This is a genomic window from Kitasatospora sp. NPDC092286 (assembly GCF_044755565.1).
In the GTDB taxonomy this organism is placed as follows: Bacteria; Actinomycetota; Actinomycetes; order Streptomycetales; family Streptomycetaceae; genus Kitasatospora.
The window spans coordinates 169,765-186,520 of record NZ_JBIVRD010000004.1; the positions used below are offsets into that span (position 1 = coordinate 169,765).

At 73.6% G+C, this 16,756-nt stretch carries 12 protein-coding genes; 4 read left to right on the plus strand and 8 right to left on the minus strand.

The genetic code is table 11. The features are described from left to right. The first annotated feature begins 104 nt into the window (after window positions 1-104). Window positions 105-806: a DUF899 domain-containing protein gene (locus tag ACIQIB_RS06445; RefSeq protein ID WP_363608257.1), complete on the plus strand. Its 702-nt coding sequence runs from the start codon at window positions 105-107 to the stop codon at window positions 804-806. Between the two features lie 75 nt (window positions 807-881). Here ACIQIB_RS06445 and ACIQIB_RS06450 read toward each other — a convergent pair whose 3' ends face one another. After that, window positions 882-1,763, minus strand: coding sequence for an alpha/beta hydrolase (locus ACIQIB_RS06450; RefSeq protein WP_363608255.1), 882 nt, complete (start codon window positions 1,761-1,763; stop codon window positions 882-884). Between the two features lie 189 nt (window positions 1,764-1,952). Further along, complete coding sequence (locus ACIQIB_RS06455) at window positions 1,953-3,368, minus strand: MFS transporter (protein ID WP_363608253.1); 1,416 nt, start codon at window positions 3,366-3,368, stop codon at window positions 1,953-1,955. Window positions 3,369-3,469: 101 nt separating this feature from the next. Here ACIQIB_RS06455 and ACIQIB_RS06460 point away from each other — a divergent pair, with 101 nt between their 5' ends. Beyond that, on the plus strand, window positions 3,470-4,312 hold the full coding sequence (locus tag ACIQIB_RS06460) for a helix-turn-helix transcriptional regulator (protein ID WP_363608251.1): 843 nt from the start codon (window positions 3,470-3,472) through the stop codon (window positions 4,310-4,312). 56 nt (window positions 4,313-4,368) lie between these two features. Here the strand turns inward: ACIQIB_RS06460 and ACIQIB_RS06465 are convergent, their stop codons facing one another. The 3 genes from ACIQIB_RS06465 to ACIQIB_RS06475 all read right to left on the minus strand — a co-directional run bounded on the left by ACIQIB_RS06465 (window position 4,369) and on the right by ACIQIB_RS06475 (window position 7,034). Beyond that, window positions 4,369-5,013 (minus strand): copper resistance CopC family protein, encoded by a 645-nt coding sequence (locus tag ACIQIB_RS06465; protein WP_363608249.1) that lies wholly within the window; start codon window positions 5,011-5,013, stop codon window positions 4,369-4,371. After that, window positions 5,006-5,596: a hypothetical protein gene (locus ACIQIB_RS06470; RefSeq protein ID WP_363608247.1), complete on the minus strand. Its 591-nt coding sequence runs from the start codon at window positions 5,594-5,596 to the stop codon at window positions 5,006-5,008. Before ACIQIB_RS06470 ends, ACIQIB_RS06465 begins: the two co-directional genes overlap by 8 nt. Before the next feature lie 154 nt (window positions 5,597-5,750). Beyond that, window positions 5,751-7,034 (minus strand): ABC1 kinase family protein, encoded by a 1,284-nt coding sequence (locus ACIQIB_RS06475; RefSeq protein WP_400757000.1) that lies wholly within the window; start codon window positions 7,032-7,034, stop codon window positions 5,751-5,753. A gap of 341 nt (window positions 7,035-7,375) precedes the next feature. Here ACIQIB_RS06475 and ACIQIB_RS06480 point away from each other — a divergent pair, with 341 nt between their 5' ends. Beyond that, window positions 7,376-8,935 carry a hypothetical protein gene (locus tag ACIQIB_RS06480; RefSeq protein WP_400757002.1) on the plus strand — a complete coding sequence of 520 codons (1,560 nt, stop codon included), beginning with the start codon at window positions 7,376-7,378 and terminating at the stop codon, window positions 8,933-8,935. A gap of 161 nt (window positions 8,936-9,096) precedes the next feature. Further along, window positions 9,097-11,895: an AAA family ATPase gene (locus tag ACIQIB_RS06485; RefSeq protein WP_400757004.1), complete on the plus strand. Its 2,799-nt coding sequence runs from the start codon at window positions 9,097-9,099 to the stop codon at window positions 11,893-11,895. A gap of 16 nt (window positions 11,896-11,911) precedes the next feature. Here ACIQIB_RS06485 and ACIQIB_RS06490 read toward each other — a convergent pair whose 3' ends face one another. From ACIQIB_RS06490 to ACIQIB_RS06500, 3 genes are read right to left on the minus strand one after another with little or no spacing between them, the layout of a single operon-like run. Next, window positions 11,912-13,081: a thiopeptide maturation pyridine synthase gene (locus ACIQIB_RS06490; RefSeq protein WP_400757006.1), complete on the minus strand. Its 1,170-nt coding sequence runs from the start codon at window positions 13,079-13,081 to the stop codon at window positions 11,912-11,914. Further along, complete coding sequence (locus tag ACIQIB_RS06495; RefSeq protein ID WP_400757008.1) at window positions 13,078-14,094, minus strand: lantibiotic dehydratase C-terminal domain-containing protein; 1,017 nt, start codon at window positions 14,092-14,094, stop codon at window positions 13,078-13,080. Before ACIQIB_RS06495 ends, ACIQIB_RS06490 begins: the two co-directional genes overlap by 4 nt. Then, window positions 14,081-16,744: a lantibiotic dehydratase gene (locus tag ACIQIB_RS06500; protein ID WP_400757009.1), complete on the minus strand. Its 2,664-nt coding sequence runs from the start codon at window positions 16,742-16,744 to the stop codon at window positions 14,081-14,083. The genes ACIQIB_RS06495 and ACIQIB_RS06500 overlap by 14 nt, the downstream gene beginning before the upstream one ends. Window positions 16,745-16,756: the final 12 nt, after the last annotated feature.

Consider the following 16,756-nt stretch of genomic DNA (forward strand, 5'->3'; position numbering starts at 1 on the left):
AATCGAGAGGAAGACACGGCGGCGTCCCGCGTGCCACGCTGGACCGACGCATTCGTTCCCGCCCATGCCGTCCCGGTGGGCGGATTCGTCCCCAGGAGGACAACATGGCTATGCCGCCCGTCGTGACCCGGGAGGAATGGCTCGCGGCCCGCAAGGAGCTGCTGGAGCGGGAGAAGGAGCTGACCCGTTTCCGGGACGAGGTCGGGGTGCTCCGGCGCTCGATGCCGGTGGTCAAGGTGGAGAAGGAGTACGTCTTCGAGGCGCCGGGCGGCAACCCCACCCTGCTCGACCTGTTCGCCGGCCGCCGCCAGCTGATCGTCCGGCACTTCATGTTCGAACCGTCCTGGGAGCAGGGCTGCCCGGGCTGTTCGATGCAGGCCGACTCGGTCGGCCACCTCTCCCACCTGCACGCCCGGGACACCTCCTTCGTGATGGTCGCCCTGGCGCCGATCGCCAGGATCGAGCCGTTCCGCGAGCGGATGGGCTGGGACATCCCGTGGGTCTCGTCCTACGGCACCGAGTTCAACCGGGACTTCCACGTCACCACGGACCGCGGTGAGATCCCCGGGGTGAGCACCTTCCTGCGCGAGGGCGACGAGGTCTTCCACACCAACTCGGTGTTCGACCGCGGCGGCGAGGCCACCCTCAGCCCCTACAACTACCTGGAGATGACGGTGCTGGGCCGGCAGGAGGAGGGGCTGGAGCACCCCTGGGACTGGTGGCGCCACCACGACCGCTACGAGGACGCCAACGCCGTCGGCCCCGGCCAGAACTGGTGGAACGGCCAGGACAAGTTCAGCTCCTGAGCGGGCGTCGACCGAACGGCCCGGGCGGCCGGCCTCCACAGCCGGCCGCCCGGGCCGTTTCGGTGCACCCGCCGGTCAGAGCTCCCCGGCGAGGAAACGCAGGATCAGGCTGTTGACCTCGGCCGGCTTCTCGACCAGCCCGACGTGGCCGGCCCCCGGGACGACCTCGGCGTGCGAGCCCTTCGGCAGCGCCTCGGCGATCGCGGCCAGGACGTCCGGGGTGATCGCGAAACTCGGGTCCTCGGAGCCGAACAGGTTGAGCACCGGCTGGCTCGGCGGCGCCCCCCAGACCGCGCCGTGCTCGGCGGCCCAGTCAGGGGTGCCGAACGCGGCCGGGGGGAAGGCCGTGCGGTACAGCGCGAGCGCCGCCCGCAGGTTCTCGGGCGCGCGCAGCGTGTCCTTGGCGTGCGCCACGTCCTCCGTGGCGTCGAACCCCTCGGCCGTGAACTTCCGGTAGACCCAGTCCAGATAGGCCATGTCGTCGTCGGCGATCACCTGCTCCGCCACCGCCATCTGGAAGAACCAGAAGTGGCTCAGCGCGTCGGTGCCCCGGGGGGTGAGCACCATCGGGCCGAACACCGGGAGCGGGGGGACGTCGCAGACCACCAGCTTCGACCAGCGGTCGGCGGCCTGCGCGGCGCCCCACACCGCCGGAGCGCTGAAGTCGTGGCCGACCAGCACGGCGTCGCCGTCGCCGCCCAGCGCCTCGTGCAGGCCGTTGACGTCCGCCACCAGGTCGGCGATGGCGAAGCCGCCGTCCGCCGGGACGGCCGAGGGGGCGAACCCCCGCAGATACGGCGCGACCGCCCGGTAGCCCGCCCCGGCCAGGGCGGGCATCAGGTGGCGGTAGGTCGCCGGGGACATGGGGAACCCGTGCATCAGTAGGGCCAGCGGCCCTTCGCCGAGTTCCAGATAGGAGATGTCGATTCCGTTGACGGCGATGCTTTTGACTGCCACAGGTGGTCCGTTTCCTCGGGGTGGAAAAGAGAGGGTGTCGGCCGGTCCGGTTCGGGCCGGAACGCGGTCACGCGAAGCACGGAGAAACCCGCGGACCGTGCCGCGGGTTTCTCCGTGCCGGGGGCGCTGTTCGATAATCCCGGGAAATCGGACGGATATCTTCTCCGAATGTGCTGAGACCACCCGGTCTCAGTGGCTGGCGGCCCGCTCGCCCACCTCGACCGGCGGCTCCTGGGCGGCCGGGGAGGCGGCCCCGGAGCGGTTGCGCAGCCCCACCCAGAGCAGGCCCACCGCGACCAGGGTGACGGCCACGTCGACGCCGAGCGCGAGGTGGATGCCGTCGAGCTGCACGCTGCGGGTGGCGGCGACCGCGCTGAGGATCGGGATGCCGATCGTCACGGCCACCTGCTGGCTGAGCGCGGCCAGGCCGGTGGCCAGGCCCTGCTCGGAGTCCGGCAGCCCGGAGGTGGCGGTCACCGTGTAGGCGACGATCGAGGTGACATGGCCGAAGAAGCTGATGAACAGGGCGGGGAGCGCCACCGCCAGCATCACGCGGTCGCTGCCGACCAGGACCAGCGGGGCGGTGGCCAGGCCCTGCACCGCCAGACCGACCGCCAGTACGTTCCGGGTGCCGAACCGGCCGATCGCCCGGCCGGCGACCACACCGGCGGCGACGGCGGCCAGGCCGGGCACACCGAAGATCAGCCCCGTGGTCAGCGGCGCGAAGTCCAGCACGTCCTGCAAGTACAGCGTCATCAGGAAGATCAGCGCGCTCTCCATCGAGAACACGACGAGACCGGCGAAGTTGCCCCACTTCACGCTGGGCCGCTTGAGGATCCGGACGGACGCGAGCGGTGCGGGCGACCGCAGTTCGATCAGCCAGAAGACGCCCAGCAGCAGCACGCCGACGGCCGAGATCAGGATGCTCTTGTCGATGACGCCGTAGACGAAGGCCAGCAGGCCGGCGGTCACCGTGACGGCACCGGGCACGTCGAGGCGGACCTTCTCCGGTGCCCGGCTGTCCTCGATCAGCCGGGGCGTCGCCACCAGGATCACCAGCGCGACCGGGACGTTGATCAGGAACGCCCAGCGCCAGCTGAGCAGGCCGACCAGGGTGCCGCCGACCAGGGCGCCCACGGTGAACCCGCCGGACAGCAGGGCGCCGTTCAGGCCGAGCACCCGCTCGCGCATCGCGCCCTCGGAGAACGAGGTGGTGAGCAGGGACAGCGCCGCCGGAGCCGCCATCGCGGTCGAAAGGCCCTGCAGGACACGGGCGGTGAGCAGCAGACCGGGGTCGTCCGCCACCCCGCCGAGCACCGAGGCGACGGTCAGCAGGACGATGCCCGCGAGGAAGAGCCGGCGGCGGCCGAAGAGATCGGCGATCCGGCCGAACAGCAGGGTGAAGCCCGCGGCGGGCAGCGCGTACGCCGACGCGACCCACGGTAGGTCTTCGCTGGACATCCCGATCCCGGAACCGATCTGGGGCAGCGCGACGTTGAGGATGGAGAAGTCGACGGAGAGCATGAACTGGGCGCCCAGCAGGACGAAAAGCGTGAGTTTCAGCCGGGTGCTCATGCGCTGCCGCGAGTCGGGATGCGTGGTCATGGAGCAAGGGTGGGAGAAGACCCGACTCCTAGCCAGACTCTTGTCGTTCGTCTCACCAGGAAGGCTAGCCTTCCCAGTCGTACCTTCAGCATAATGAAGCCATGGATGAGTTAGGCGCATTCCTCAAGTCCCGTCGGGGCCGCATCAGTCCCTCGGACGTCGGACTTGTCCGCTACGGTGAGCGCCGCCGCGTACCGGGCCTGCGGCGCGAGGAGCTCGCCCAGCTCGCCGGGGTCAGCGTCTCCTACTACGCCCGGCTGGAGCAGGGGCTGGGGCAGAACGTCTCGGACGCCATACTGGACGCGCTGGCCCGCGCGCTGCGGCTCGACGCCGCCGAGCGCGCCCACCTGGCGGTGCTCGCCCGGCCCCGGCGGGCGGCCGCCGGAGCGGCCCGCCGCGAGGACGGCCCGCTGCCCGAGGGCCTGGAGCGGCTGCTGGCGATGATGGCCGGGGTGCCCGTCATGGTGCTCTCCCCGACCTCGGACGTACTCGCCTGGAACGACCTCGCGCACGCCCTGTTCGCCGGCCACCGCACGGAGCTGCCGAACATGACCCGGATGGTCTTCCTCGACCCACGGACCCGCGAGCTGTTCGTCAACTGGCCGGAGAAGTCCCGCTCCGTCGTGGCCCACCTCCGGATGGTCGCGGCCAGGCTCCCGGGCGACCGGCGGGTCCGCGCACTCGTCAACGAACTCCTCAGGGCCAGCCCGGAGTTCGCCTCCCTCTGGCAGGACCACTCGGTGGCCACCTGTGATTCCTTCACCAACGTCCTGCGCCACCCGCTGGCGGGCGAGCTGACGGTCCATCAGGAAGTGCTGCGTGGCGACGACCCGGAGCTGATGGTGGTGGCCTTCACCGTCGAGCCCGGATCCCCCTCGGAGGCGGCGCTGCGACGGCTGGCCGCCGCCGGAACGCCGCTGGACCGGCGGGTGCCGGTCGCCTGAGGGCGCGCCCGCCAGGGGTGTGCCCCGGCCACCGGGCGCCTTTCACCTGGCACCCCTCACCTGGCGCGCGGGCGCCGTACCACCAGCGGCACCACGACGGCCAGCAGCACCGCGTCCACGACCAGCAGGCCGATGTTGAACGGCCCCTCCATGTCGTGACCGTGGCTGTGGCCACCCGCCGCCGACTCCTGCGAATCGTCCTCGTCCGGGTCGGCGGACCGGGAACCGGTGCCGGAACCGACGGTGAACTCCGTCGTCCCCGACACCACCCGGCCCCGGTCCAGGCCCAGCCGGTAGGTGACCAGATACGTGCCCGGCCCGGAGACGGCGACCGGCACCGACAGCCGGCCCCCGTCGAGCACCGGGCTGCCGGTGGTCACCGAGGCGCCGTCCGGCGCGTTCACCGCCAGCATCACGGACGAGGAACGCACCGGGCCGTCGAAGTCCAGTGACACCTCGGTGGGCGCAAGCTCGACCGTGCCGCCGGCCGCGGGGCTCGCCCGGCCGAGGCGGACCGGCTCCGCCGAACTGATCCACGCCACCGCCGCCAGCACCACCGCCAGCAGGGCGATCCCGACCGCCATCGTCCGCTGGAACGACCGGGCGGCCCGCCGTTCGGGCCGGTCGGCCGGGTCCGCCCGCCGGTCCGCTTCCTGTTCCGCCTGCTGGTCCGCCACCGGGGCGCCGACCAGTTCAGGCATGGCTGGCGACCGTCGTCCGGGACGGCTCCTGCGCCCGGCAGCTGCACGTCATCTCCGCCAGCTCGGCCTGGCTCGGCCGCAGGTGGAGATACATGCCGATGACCATCGGGATGAAGACGATGGTGTTGTAGAAGAGGTGCAGCTCCACCCGGGCGATCAGCAGCTGCAGGACGCTGGTCGGTGCCGACTTGCCGAAGAGGTAGTGGCCGGTCTGCGCCTGGATGATCAGCAGCAGGTGTTCGATGTGGTGCCAGAACTGGATGCCCAGCGCGATCGTCCACCACGTCCGGCTGCGCCCGGTGAAGCCGCGGCGCAGCGCGAAGAGACCGATGATCATCACCAGCGCGTAGCCGTAGTGCAGCCACTCGGAGGTGACCAGCCAGGGATAGGCGAGGCCGAGTGCGCCCTTGGCCTTCGGCACGGGCCAGCCGAGGCCCCAGATCTGGTACGCCTGCGTGATGTGTTCGGCCCAGTGCCCGAGGACGATCAGCAGGAACCCGTTCAGTGCTGCGCGGTGATGCGATCCGTTGAGGCGGTCCAGCAGACTGCTGCCGGTGGCTCTCGGTTCCCCGGTCTTCGTCACAGGAACTCCAGTGGGGCGTAGGTGGGTGAGGGGGCCCAGCCGGCCGCGGCGGACACGCCGTGGGGCCGCGCGGCGCCCGGACCAATGTGCCCGAGCCGCCCGCGACCGGCTTCTTCGAGGTTGCCCAGGTGGCGCGAAGTCACCTGGTGCCGGGTCAGTCGGCCGGGGCCCGCAGCGCCTCCATGAGGACGGGCACCGCCTCCGCCTGGAAGTCCACCCCCGCGTCGAACTCCTTGATCATCCCCTCGATCACCAGCATGGAGAGCAGCGGGAAGGCGAACTCCGCCGCGGCGAAGATCCCGTGGTCCCGCTGGACCCGGAAGAGCCGCGGCGCGAAGGCCGCCAGGTCGAAGTCGCCGGACAGGGCCCCGGTCGCCTCGGCGACGAGCTTCTCCACCGCCGCCCGGAAGCTCTCCAGATCGCACGTCTCCGGCACCACGGCGGCGCTCTCGATGGTGATGTCCGCACACCGCCGGCCCCGGCCGAGCGCCATGTTCAGGAAGAATTCGCCGAACAGCCGCCGCACCCGGTCCGGCAGGCGGACGACGAACCCGGCGTCCAGGACGACGACCTCCGAACGGTCCGTCAGATAGAGGTTCCCCGGATGCAGATCGCAGTGGACCGTCCCGTCCAGGAAGAGCATCCGGTACACCGCCAGCAGGACCGTGCGCACGATCTCCCGGCGCTCCGGCGCGGGGCGCGCGTCGGGGCTGAACCGGCCGAGACCCGTCATGAACTCCATGACCACGGTCTCCTCGGAGCAGAACGCGTCGTACGGCTCGGGCAGCCGGACGCCGGCCACCCCGGCCAGGTTGCGGCGCAGGGTGTGCAGGGACGCCAGCTCCGCCGTCAGGTCGAGCTGGCCGAGGATGGCCCCGCCCACCTGGCGGACCATCTCCTCGGCCGGCAGCTTGCGCAGCGAGGGCACCCACCGGCCGGCCCGGACGACGGCGGTGATCAGCCGCAGGTCGGTCTCCAGGGCGCGGGCGACGCCGGGGCGCCGCACCTTCAGCGCCACCTCGCGGCCGTCCAGCAGGACCGCCCGGTGCACGGTGGCGATGCTCCCGGCCGCCACCGGCTCCCAGCCGACCGAGGCGAACGGCCACCGCTCCGGCGGCCCGTACGCCGCGCGCGCGACCGCCTCGATCGCGGCCGCCGGCGGCGCGGGCACCGCGTCGGTGAGCCCGCCCAGGGCCTGGCAGATCCGAGCCGGCAGCAGATCCCGCCGGGTGCTCAGCAGTTGCCCGCCCTTGACGAAGAACGGGCCGAGCGCTATCAGCAGCGCGGGCAGCGCCGAGTCGGCGCGGGCGGCCCTGCCGCGGCCGGGGGAGAGTCGCCGGGCCGCCGCCCTGAGCAGATGGCGGCCGACGATCAGCAGGACCTGGCAGAACCTCGCGACCAGGTCCCACCGGCCGACTTTCCTGGGCTGTCCTGTCATGGTGATCCGTCGCCTCGCTTCCGTCATCAGTGGGGGAGCGGCCCCGGCCCCGCCGCCCGCCCGCCCTCGGGCGGGCAGGCCCGGTCCGAACCGCTCCGTGGCGCCGTACGACTGCCCGGGAACCGCCGCGACGGCATGCCGGAGGAGGACGGCCGGCCCGGCACGTCGTACGGCCGTGGGTCGCGCCCCCTGTCCGCCATGAGTATTGCGGGCCCGAATCCAGCGGCAATCTTCGGTATTGCCCTCTCTGTCGCGGACCGGCCTCCCCGCACCCTCCACCGTCCTGATGGACCGTCGGTCTGAGTGACAGTCATTCGAGGCCGTGGCATGCGGACCTGACGGTGAGGGCTCGGGTAGGGCCGGACGGGTGCTTTCCGGCGCGATGTCACGTCCACGGCGTCACCCGCCCCTACGGCTACGCCTACGACGGGCAGTGCAAGTACGGCCTGGGCGACAGCGGCTACCTGTGGTCCATGGACCCGGTCACCGGCGCCGCCCCCTGCCTGAGGCTCACCGCCGTCTCGATGCTCAACCCGGCCCAGTTCTACTGCGACGGGAAGACCGGACACGTGACCTCGTACGGCACGGTGTCACTCGCGGACATCGATCCGACCACCGTGAACTTCGCGGCCTCGTCGGTGACCGTGAAGGACTCCAGCGGCAACGTGCTGGGCACGTTCCCGTTCAACCCCACTACCGGGACGGCGGACATCTCCTCCATCCCCGTGTCGACGTCACCCATCACGGTCGACTCCAACATCTCGCTGCTCAACGGTTCGTCGTTCACCCCGACCAACCACCCGATGACCGTGGTCTCGTTCGTCGGTGACCCGCCGCAGGTCTGCTTCGACACCACCGTGGGCACCGACTGCTCCATCACCTCGGTCTCCAACCAGGCCACCTCGGTCACCGGCACCCTGCCCGCCGTCACCTCGAACACGGTGACCTTCCAGGTCACCCCGGGCGCCGGCTGCCAGCCGGCGATGACCGTGCTCAAGGAGGTCTGCACCAGCTCGAACCCGGCCGACTGTCAAAGCGGCGGAATCGGACCATGGGCATCCAGTACCTCCGTCCCCTCCGGCGGGACGGCGTACTGGCGGATCACCGCCACCAACACCGGCCAGGTGAACCTCACCGGGATCACGCTGAACGACGGCGTCGCCCCGTCCTGTGTGACGGCCGCCGGGACGTTCAGCTTGGCCGCTGGTGCGAGCATGCAGTTCTTCTGCTCGAGTGCCAATATCACGACCTCGACGACGAACTTGGTGACGGCGTCGTTCGTGCCGCCGGGTTCTCCGCCGGGGACGCCTCCGGTCACGACTCCGCCGTCTTCGGCGACGGCGAATGTGCCGTCGTTGACGATCGACAAGGAGGTTTGTGGGTCGACGACGGTTGCTGACTGTCAGTCGGGTGGTGCGGGTCCGTGGGTGAAGGTGACGGATGTTCCGTCGACGGTCGAGGGTGCGGCCGCCACCGAGGCCGCGGGCGTGCTCGGGCTGTCGCCCTCGGCGGTCTCCGCGCTGGCCTACCGCGCCCGGGAGGGGCTGCGCCGCGCCTATCTCAGCCAGCACGCGGGGGCCCGCGGTGAGGCCTGCCGCAGGTTCATCGAGAGGTTCGGCACCCACGCCCGAGGCGGCCTCGGCGTCCAGGCGTCGCGGCTTCAGGAGCGTCACATGCGCGAATGCGTGTCCTGTATGGCCGCGTTCACCGAGGTGCGCTCGGTCGAGCGGCTGCTCCATGCGTCGCCCGCCCCGCTGCCGCGGTGTGCCCGGACCTGCGGGTGCGCCCACCGGGCGGCCTCCGGCGCGGTGGGCCGGGCCGTTCTTCCGGAGGCCGGGGCGGGTGGCCGGGTGCCGGGTACGGGGTGCGTGAACAAGCCACCTGCGGAGACGGGTGGTTGAAGTACATATGACATGGGGAGTGATGATCGCGTCATGAGTATTTGTCGGGCCTTGTCATAGAGTGACCGCGTTCTATTGCGTTCGAGTGCCGATCATCGCGGCGCCCGGCCGGCGGCGGACCGCGCGGTGCCGAGGCCGTGGTAGGCGGTGCGGGAGGGCGGATGACCTCGTTGTCGGGGGCCGGTCGTGGATCCGAACTGGCGCGGCTGAGGGCCGTCGTCGAGAGAGCGCGCACCGGTCGGCCGACCACCGTACTGCTTGACGGCGAGCCGGGCAGCGGGAAGTCGGCGGCCCTGGCGGAACTCGCCACCATGGCCGCCGAAGCCGGCTTCCAGGTGGCCGTCGCCAAGGCGCGCAACAGTCCGGACACGCCGTTCGCGGCGGTCGAAGGTCTCCTCGGCGGCCTGCTGCCGAGCGCCGCCGCACTGCCCGCACAGCGGGCCCCATCAGACGAACTCCTCTGCGAACTCGCCGGGTTGGTGCGGGCGCAGGCCCGGCGCACACCGATCGCGGTCTGTCTGGACGACGCGGCCCACGCCGATCCCTGGTCGCTGCGGTGGCTGTCGGCCCTGTCCGAGTCCGCGCTCCCCACTCCGCTGGTGATCGCGCTGTCGGCGGGTGACTGCGGCTCCGGCCACGAACCCCCGTTGACGGCCGAACTCGCGGCGGGCGCCGAGCACATCCGTCTCGCCGGGCTGCCCACGGCCGCCCTCGCCGACTTCGCCGCGGCCCGCTGCGGTGTCGAGCTCGACGAGGAATCCGCCGCCGCGTGCCGCGAGTTGACGGGCGGAAACCCCGGTCTGCTGGTGGCCCTGTTGTCCGCCCACACCGGCGCCGCGCCCACCGCGGAGGAGGTCCGGGCCACCGCTGGTCCGACGCTTCTCCCGGACGCCGAACGGTGGTTGGGCGGCCTGGACGAGCCGGCGCTCGCCCTGGCCAGGGCCGTCGCCGTGCTCGGGGTCGATGCGGAGATCGCGCTGGCCGCCGAACTGGCGGGGCTGACCGTCGGGGAGGCGCTGGCCGGGCTGGACGTCCTGGTCGGCCGCTGCCTGCTGGCCAACCGCACCCCGCCGGCCTTCCGCCACCCGCTGCTGGCCACCATGGTCGTCAGCGGCATCCCGGTCGGCAGCCGGGCCGCCCTGCACCTGAGGGCCGCCGAGATCCTGCGCGACGGGCACTACGGGGTGACCGGCGTCGCCCGGCAGCTGGTCGCCGCAGGACCGCTGGGCCTGGGCTGGACGGTGCGGCCGCTCAGGATCGCCGCGCGCCGACTGGCCCGGGAGGGCCGGCCCGAGGACGCCGCCCGGCATCTGCGCGGGGTGCTCCGCGAGCGGCTGCGGCCGCGCGTCCGGTCGGCGGTGCGGCGTGAACTCGCCACGCTGGACGCGTTCGTCGATCCGGACCTCGCCGCCCGCCAGCTGGACGCGGCCCGGCAGGAGGCCGAGGAGCCCGAGATCACCACCGACTACGCGGTGGCCCTGGCCGGTCTGCTGACCGAGTGCGGGCGGCCGGCGGACGCCGTGGCGGTCCTCGACGACACGGCGGAACGGCTCGGCGGGGCGGCCCCGGTACAGAGCTGGCGTCTGCGGCTGCACCGGGCGTTCATCTGCGCGGGTGGCCCCTCCTGGCTGGCGCGGAGCGCCGACCGGGTCGACGACCTCGTCGCCGAGGCTCCCCAGCCGGGAGAGAAATGCCGCGAGTTGTCCATGCTGCGGGCCGCCGAGGCCGTCAACGCCGGCGAGGACCGGACGGCGGCCGTGTGCCATGCCCGGCAGGCGCTGGCCGGTCGCGCGGACGGCCAGGCCAGGTACCTGTGGTACGGCTGTAGCGCGCTCGTCCTGGCGGACGAGCTGACCGAGGCGTGGACGCACTGCGGCCGGGCCCGCCTGGCCAACGGGGCGCCGCCCGGGCGGTGGGAGGACGTCGCGGCGGAGCTGCTGCGGGCCGTGATCTGCCGGGCACGCGGCGACCTGGCCGGCGCGGCCGGGGCACTGACCCCGATGGCGGAGCTGCTGTGCGCGGCGGCGTCCGCGTCCCAGCTGCTGGCCGTGCTCGCCGTGTCGGCGCTGGTCGAGGCGCGGGCCCTGATGGGGGAGCCGGACGCCGCCCGTGCGCTGCTCGCCGACTGCGGGCTCGACCACGACCTGCCACTGCGGCAGGACACCCCCGCGGTGCTGTCCGCGCGCGCCGTGCTGTGGGAGCAGACCGGTGATCTGCCGCGCGCGGTGGAGGACCATCTCGCCGCCGGCCGGCTGCTGACCGAGTGCGGCGTGCGCAATCCGGCGGTGGCGCCCTGGCGGTCGCGCGCCGCGCGGCTGCTCGTCGAGGCGGGCGAACTCCCCGAGGCCGCCCGGCTCGCCGCCGCCGAGCTGGACGACGCGCGCCGCTGGGGCACCCCGCGCGCCATCGGCACCGCCGAGCACGCGCTCGCGCTGGCCGAGACCGGCGCGCGGCGGACCGGTCTGCTCACCAACGCCGTCGCCACCCTGGCCGGCTCCCCGGCCCGGCTGGAACTCGCGTCCGCCCGGCTGGACCTGGGCATCGTCCTCGGTGCGGCCGGCCGGGTGGACGAGGCACGCGCCGAGTTCACCGCGGCGCTGTCCACGGCCCGGTCCTGCGCCGCGCGGCCACTGGTGCAGCGGATCACGGCGGCCCGGCAGGCGGTCTGCCCCGGGGACGCGGACGAGCCGGTGGATCCGCTCCTGGGCCGGCTGACCCCGCAGGAGCTGAAGATCCTCCGCCTGGCCCGGGCGGGCCACACCAACCGGGCGATCGCCGACCGGCTGTACGTCACGGTGCGGACCGTCGAGTTCCATCTGTCCGGTGCCTACCGCAAGCTCGGCATCGCCGGGCGCCAGCAGCTCGCCGAGGTGATCCCGGCGACGGAGCCGGCCACGGCGACGGCCAGAGCGGCAGCCACCGGGACGGCCGCCCGGCCGGGGCACGCACACCCCCGGTAGGCGGCGCCGCGCCGGCTCAGCCCAGCCCGTCCGCCCACTGCTCGCCGAGGCCGGCCCACTCGGGCACGCCGGTGGCGGGCGAGGCGACCACGTACCGCTGGAAGCTGCCGACCGCGGAGACCCCGTGCACCGTCTCGACGGTGTTCGCCGCCAGATGGCAGAGCAGCCCCCGGTCCACCGGTCCGAGCCCGAGGCGGTTGAGGTGGACGTACAGGTAGTTCACCACCAGCCGGAAGGAGGCGAACCAGTGGTCGGTGCGCAGGAAGTCCGCGTGGCCGTGGTCGCTCTGCAGCAGCCGGTGGAACTCGCTGACCTGCCGGGTCGGCATCCGCGGCGCCCGCCCGGCCCCGCTCAGCGACACCTCGCCGGACACCAGCAGCGGGTACGCCGCCCGCTGGCAGCGGCGGACCGCCTCCGCCCACTCCAGGACGAACGGCGGGCCGCCCCCGTCGCCGGCCAGCGCGGCCTCCACCGCGCGCAGCCGTTCGGCCAGCGCGTCGGCCTGCCGCCGGTAGCGCCCGTCGAACGCCGCCCGGTACCCGGCCGGGTCCTGGGTCCGGGAGAGGAAGGCGTCGGCGTGTGAGCGCAGCGAGAGGAAACCGCGCTCGATCGGCGCTCCTCCCTCGTCGAACGGGACGGCGGCCACCGACACGGTGGCCCACATCAGGTCCAGCGCCAGCGGCGCCAGGGCCCCGCCGGACCGGAGGTGGTCGTACATCCCGAACGCCAGGTCGTTGGTGTCGCCGAGGAACCCGGCCAGCAGCTCGCTGGCCCGCATCGAGCCCAGGACCGGCAGCCGGTGGTCGTAGGGCCGCTCGACGACGGTGTTGTCCGCCACCCAGGGGCGGAGCGGCCCGGTCTCCATCTCCAGCTCCGCCAGCCGCTCGTGCACCGGGGCCAGCGTCGCCTCGTCCAGCCGGGCCGTGGACGGACGGGCCCGCACATGGGCGTCGATCTCCGCGGCCACGGCCGGTCGCACCAGGGCGGCCCAGTCCTCCCCGGACACCAGGAAGTTGAGGCGCAGGTGCGGCCCGCGCAGCCAGTGCCGGCCGAACCAGGCGCCGTCGACCAGCGGGCGCACGGCCTCGAACGCGGGCCGGACGGCGTCCAGGACGAGCGCGGCCTCGGTCCGCTCGTCGTGGTGGTGGACGTGGAGACTGTGCCAGCGGGCGGACGGCCGGCTCACGAGGCCGCCAGCGCCTCGGGCAGCTCCGCGAGGACCCGGCCGACCAGGAACCGCAGCTGGTTCTCCTGCCACAGCGTCAGCCCGAGCCGGTTGTTGACCAGGTGGGCGCAGCGCAGCAGCACCAGGCTGGTGGCCGGGTGGTCGGTGGCGGCCAGATGGAGCGGCTCGGCCAGCGGCGAGTCGGCCCACTCGGAGGTGAAGCCGCCCGTGTCCTCCAGCGCGTGCAGGTCCTCCCGCAGCCGGCGCACCGACGCGAGCCAGTACGCGCGGTGGTCCCCGCCGTCCGGCCGGGCGGCCAGCCGCCAGGTGCGCCGCGCCCGCTGCTGGAGCTTCTCCCGCTGGGCCAGATAGCGCGGCTCGACATCGGCCGCCTCCGGACCGCTGCCGAAGGGCAGCGGCGGGCCGCCGTGCCGCACCCAGCGGTCGCGGACCTCGTCGCAGAGCGCGAACACCCCGACGACCAGGTCGAACGCCAGCAGCGCGCGCTGCTCCACCGACGCACCGGCCGCCACCACGGACAGCGCCAGCTCGCTGGACTCCAGGAAGTGCCGCTCGACGGCGGCGACGGCCGGACCGTAGCCGTAGTCCCCGTGCTCGCGCCGGTAGGGCAGGAACTCCACGGAGTTGTTCGGCCGCACCGCCTCGTCATGGCCGGCGCGGCCCTCCAGGCCGGCCAGGCCCTCGGCCACCTGGGCGAAGCGCGTCCGGTCCACGACGTCCGCGGCCGGGGCGGCGGCCAGGAACGCGCGGATCCGCCGGGCCGCCCGGTGCTCGATCTCGGCCCGGTCGGCGGTGAACGAGGGAAGCAGCCGCAGCCGGACGTGCGGCCCGCCCTCCCAGTAGCGCAGGAAGAAGTAGCGCTGCACCAGGCCCTCGGCCGTCAGCGCCGCGACCAGCGGCCGGACGCAGCCGGCCAGCAGCGCGTCCTGGTCGGTGTCGTAGAAGATGTGCGCGCACACCCAGTCGGAGTCCTCCGCCGTGTCCGGGTCCAGCCGGCCGCTACCGCTCAGCATCGTGTCCTCCATTGATCTCGACGAGGTATTCGGTCACCCGGGAACCGTGGTCCCCGTAGTCCGGGGTGTCGGCCGGGTCGGGCAGGGCCTCCTGGAGGAACAGCACATGCCCCCGGTCGGCCAGCATCCGCTCGAAGACGCCGACCAGCAGCAGGTTCGCGAAGTCGACGTACAGCGGCTTGCGGGACTTGATCCGCCACACGCTGCCGCCGACCACCGAGGACGGGTCCAGGCCCCGGACGAAGCAGCGTTGCGGCATCCCGTGCTCGTGCAGCCACGCGGCCAGCCGCAGCAGATAGGGCCGGTCCCGCTCGCCCTTCAGCCGGGCCGGCACCGCGTCCGCCGGGAAGACCCACTGGCGGCGGCTGACCGTCGTCCGGCCGATCACCACCCGGGGTTCGGCCAGCATGCCGTCGACCCGGGCCAGCGAGGTGTCCCCGAACATCCGGCGGCCCGGGATGAGCAGGTTGGCCGTGGCGCCGAACGCCTGCATCAGCAGCCTGATCGCCGGCGGCAGCCACAGCTCCGCGATGAGGTTGGGGTGGACCGGGCGCACCACGGCGTCGCGGTCGCGCGAGCGGAGGGTGAGCAGACCCAGGGCCGGGTCGTGCCGCACCACGAGGTCGGCGAGCGGAAGGCGGTCGCCGGTGCCGCGCAGGCTCGGCCCCTCGGGGTAGTCGATCTCCACGGCCAGCGCCGAGGTGCGCAGCCCGACGTTGCTGCCGTAGTGGCGGCAGGTGTCCGCGACGAGCACGCCGTCGGGTGGCGGCGCGGTGGCCGCCTCGGCCGTGATCCCGGCCTGGGCGAGCAGCCGCCGGATCCGGTCGCGGCCCCGGCCGTGACCGGAGTTGACGGCGTTGAGCACGAACCGGGGCCCGTCGTCGCCGGGTTCACCGCCGCCGCCTCCGCCGCTGATCGGTTGGCCGTAGAAGGCGACCGAGTCCGGTGGCCGCATCCAGACCGGCCACCGGTCGGCCAGCGCGGAGAGCCGGTCCGGGTCCAGCCGCAGCACACCGTGTCCGTCCGCCCGCCCGTCCGCCGCCTCGGCGCACAGCCGGGCCCGCAGCAGGGCCAGTTCGCGGATCCGGGGGAGCCGGTGGTGGGTCAGGGCCTGGTAGCCGTGCGTGCCGATGGAGAGCAGGCCCGGCAGGCCGGCGTCCTCGCGCAGCCACTCCTGCACCGCCCGGTGGAAGACGAGGAAGGGCACGGTGGCGCCGGGGCCGATCCGCTCGGCGAACGCCTCGGCGAGCGCCACCCGGCCGGGCAGGGCCGGGTCCAGGACGGCGTAGCAGCGCCGCACCACGTCCAGATCGCGCAGCACCGGCTCCCAGGCGTGCCGGTCCGGCCCGGGCGGCGGTGCGACCAGCAGGGCGTTCTCGATGACGCTGTTCTTGGCGGGCAGCTCGATCCGTTCCGGTCCGGCCAGCAGACTGATCCGCCGCAGGGCGGCCTCGACTCCCCGGGTGCGCCGCAGCCGGTCCTCCGGGTCCGCGGCCGCCGGGTAGCCGTCCAGGTGCTCGGCCAGCCGGGCCAGCTCGCCGCCGATCCCGGCCAGGTCCGGCCCGGCGCCGTCCACCCAGGAGCGCAGTTCGGCGAGCGGATCCAGGGCCTGGTCGGCGAACGGGCGTTCGGCCTCCAGGAGCCCGAGCTCCACCAGCCGGCCGAGGTAGGCGCCGGCGGCGGCCGGGGTGCTGCCGGTCCGGGCCGCCAACCGCTCGGCGGCGTCGGCGCGGGCGCGGCCCTCCTCGCCCACCGCGTCCAGGCAGGCCCGGACGGCAGCGGTCGCCGGCAGGGCGCGCAGCGGCTCCTCGGAGCCCGCGCCGAGGAACTCCCAGCGGTCGCCGACCAGCAGCGCGCTCGGGTTGAGCCGCAGCCGGAGGCGGGCCGCGAGGACCGGATGCCCGCTCAGCCGCCGGACCAGCTGCTGGACCACCCAGACGTTGATCTCCGTGACGCTGCGCACCGTGAAGCCGGCGGGCGCCGCAGTCGTGGGGGCCGGAGCCGCGAGGGCCGCAGCCGCGGGGGCCCGGTCCTGCCAGGTGCCGAGGCCGCTGACGGTGAAGGTGCTGAACGGGCTGGTCTTGGTGGTGATCCGGGCGAGGTACTTGGCCAGCCGCAGGGCCAGCCGGCGGTCCGGGGCGGTCTCCTCCGGCTGGGCCAGCCAGGTGCGCAGCCGGTCGTGGAGCACCGGGCTGCTCAGGACCAGCCCGTGCTGGAAGGCGGGATCGCCGGCCGCCTTCCGCAGCAGCGCGTACGGGGCCTTCGTGTGGTGCTCGACCAGTTCGTCCAGGCGGGTCAGATCGCTCTGGTACGTCGCCACCCGGGAGAGCCAGGACCGCACCCCGTCGGCCAGGGCGGGCGGCAGCAGCGCGCGGACGTCGTCGTTCCAGCACCGGGGCGTCGGCGGCCGGCGGTTGTGGACCGACCGGCGGAGCGCGACCAGCAGGGGCCGGCCGTCCGGCCGGTGTCCGATCACCTCGAACAGCGCGTCCGAGAGCGCGGCCTCGGCGGTGGTCAGCTCACGGTCGGCGCGGAGCACCGCCTCGACCCGCTGCCACAGTTCCGGTGAGCGCATGTCGTCCAGCATCGACACCGGCAGCCCGCCGAGCCGGATGCCGAAGGTGTCCGGGGTGGAGAAGTCCTGGGGCATGAGTCGACTCCG

Coding starts and splice junctions, on each gene's coding strand:
- ACIQIB_RS06460 (WP_363608251.1), top strand. CDS start 3,470: ATGGATGAGTTAGGCGCATTCCTCAAGTCCCGTCGGGGCCGCATCAGT.
- ACIQIB_RS06500 (WP_400757009.1), bottom strand. CDS start 16,744: ATGCCCCAGGACTTCTCCACCCCGGACACCTTCGGCATCCGGCTCGGC.
- ACIQIB_RS06485 (WP_400757004.1), top strand. CDS start 9,097: ATGACCTCGTTGTCGGGGGCCGGTCGTGGATCCGAACTGGCGCGGCTG.
- ACIQIB_RS06455 (WP_363608253.1), bottom strand. CDS start 3,368: ATGACCACGCATCCCGACTCGCGGCAGCGCATGAGCACCCGGCTGAAA.
- ACIQIB_RS06475 (WP_400757000.1), bottom strand. CDS start 7,034: ATGACAGGACAGCCCAGGAAAGTCGGCCGGTGGGACCTGGTCGCGAGG.
- ACIQIB_RS06445 (WP_363608257.1), top strand. CDS start 105: ATGGCTATGCCGCCCGTCGTGACCCGGGAGGAATGGCTCGCGGCCCGC.
- ACIQIB_RS06495 (WP_400757008.1), bottom strand. CDS start 14,094: ATGCTGAGCGGTAGCGGCCGGCTGGACCCGGACACGGCGGAGGACTCC.
- ACIQIB_RS06465 (WP_363608249.1), bottom strand. CDS start 5,013: ATGCCTGAACTGGTCGGCGCCCCGGTGGCGGACCAGCAGGCGGAACAG.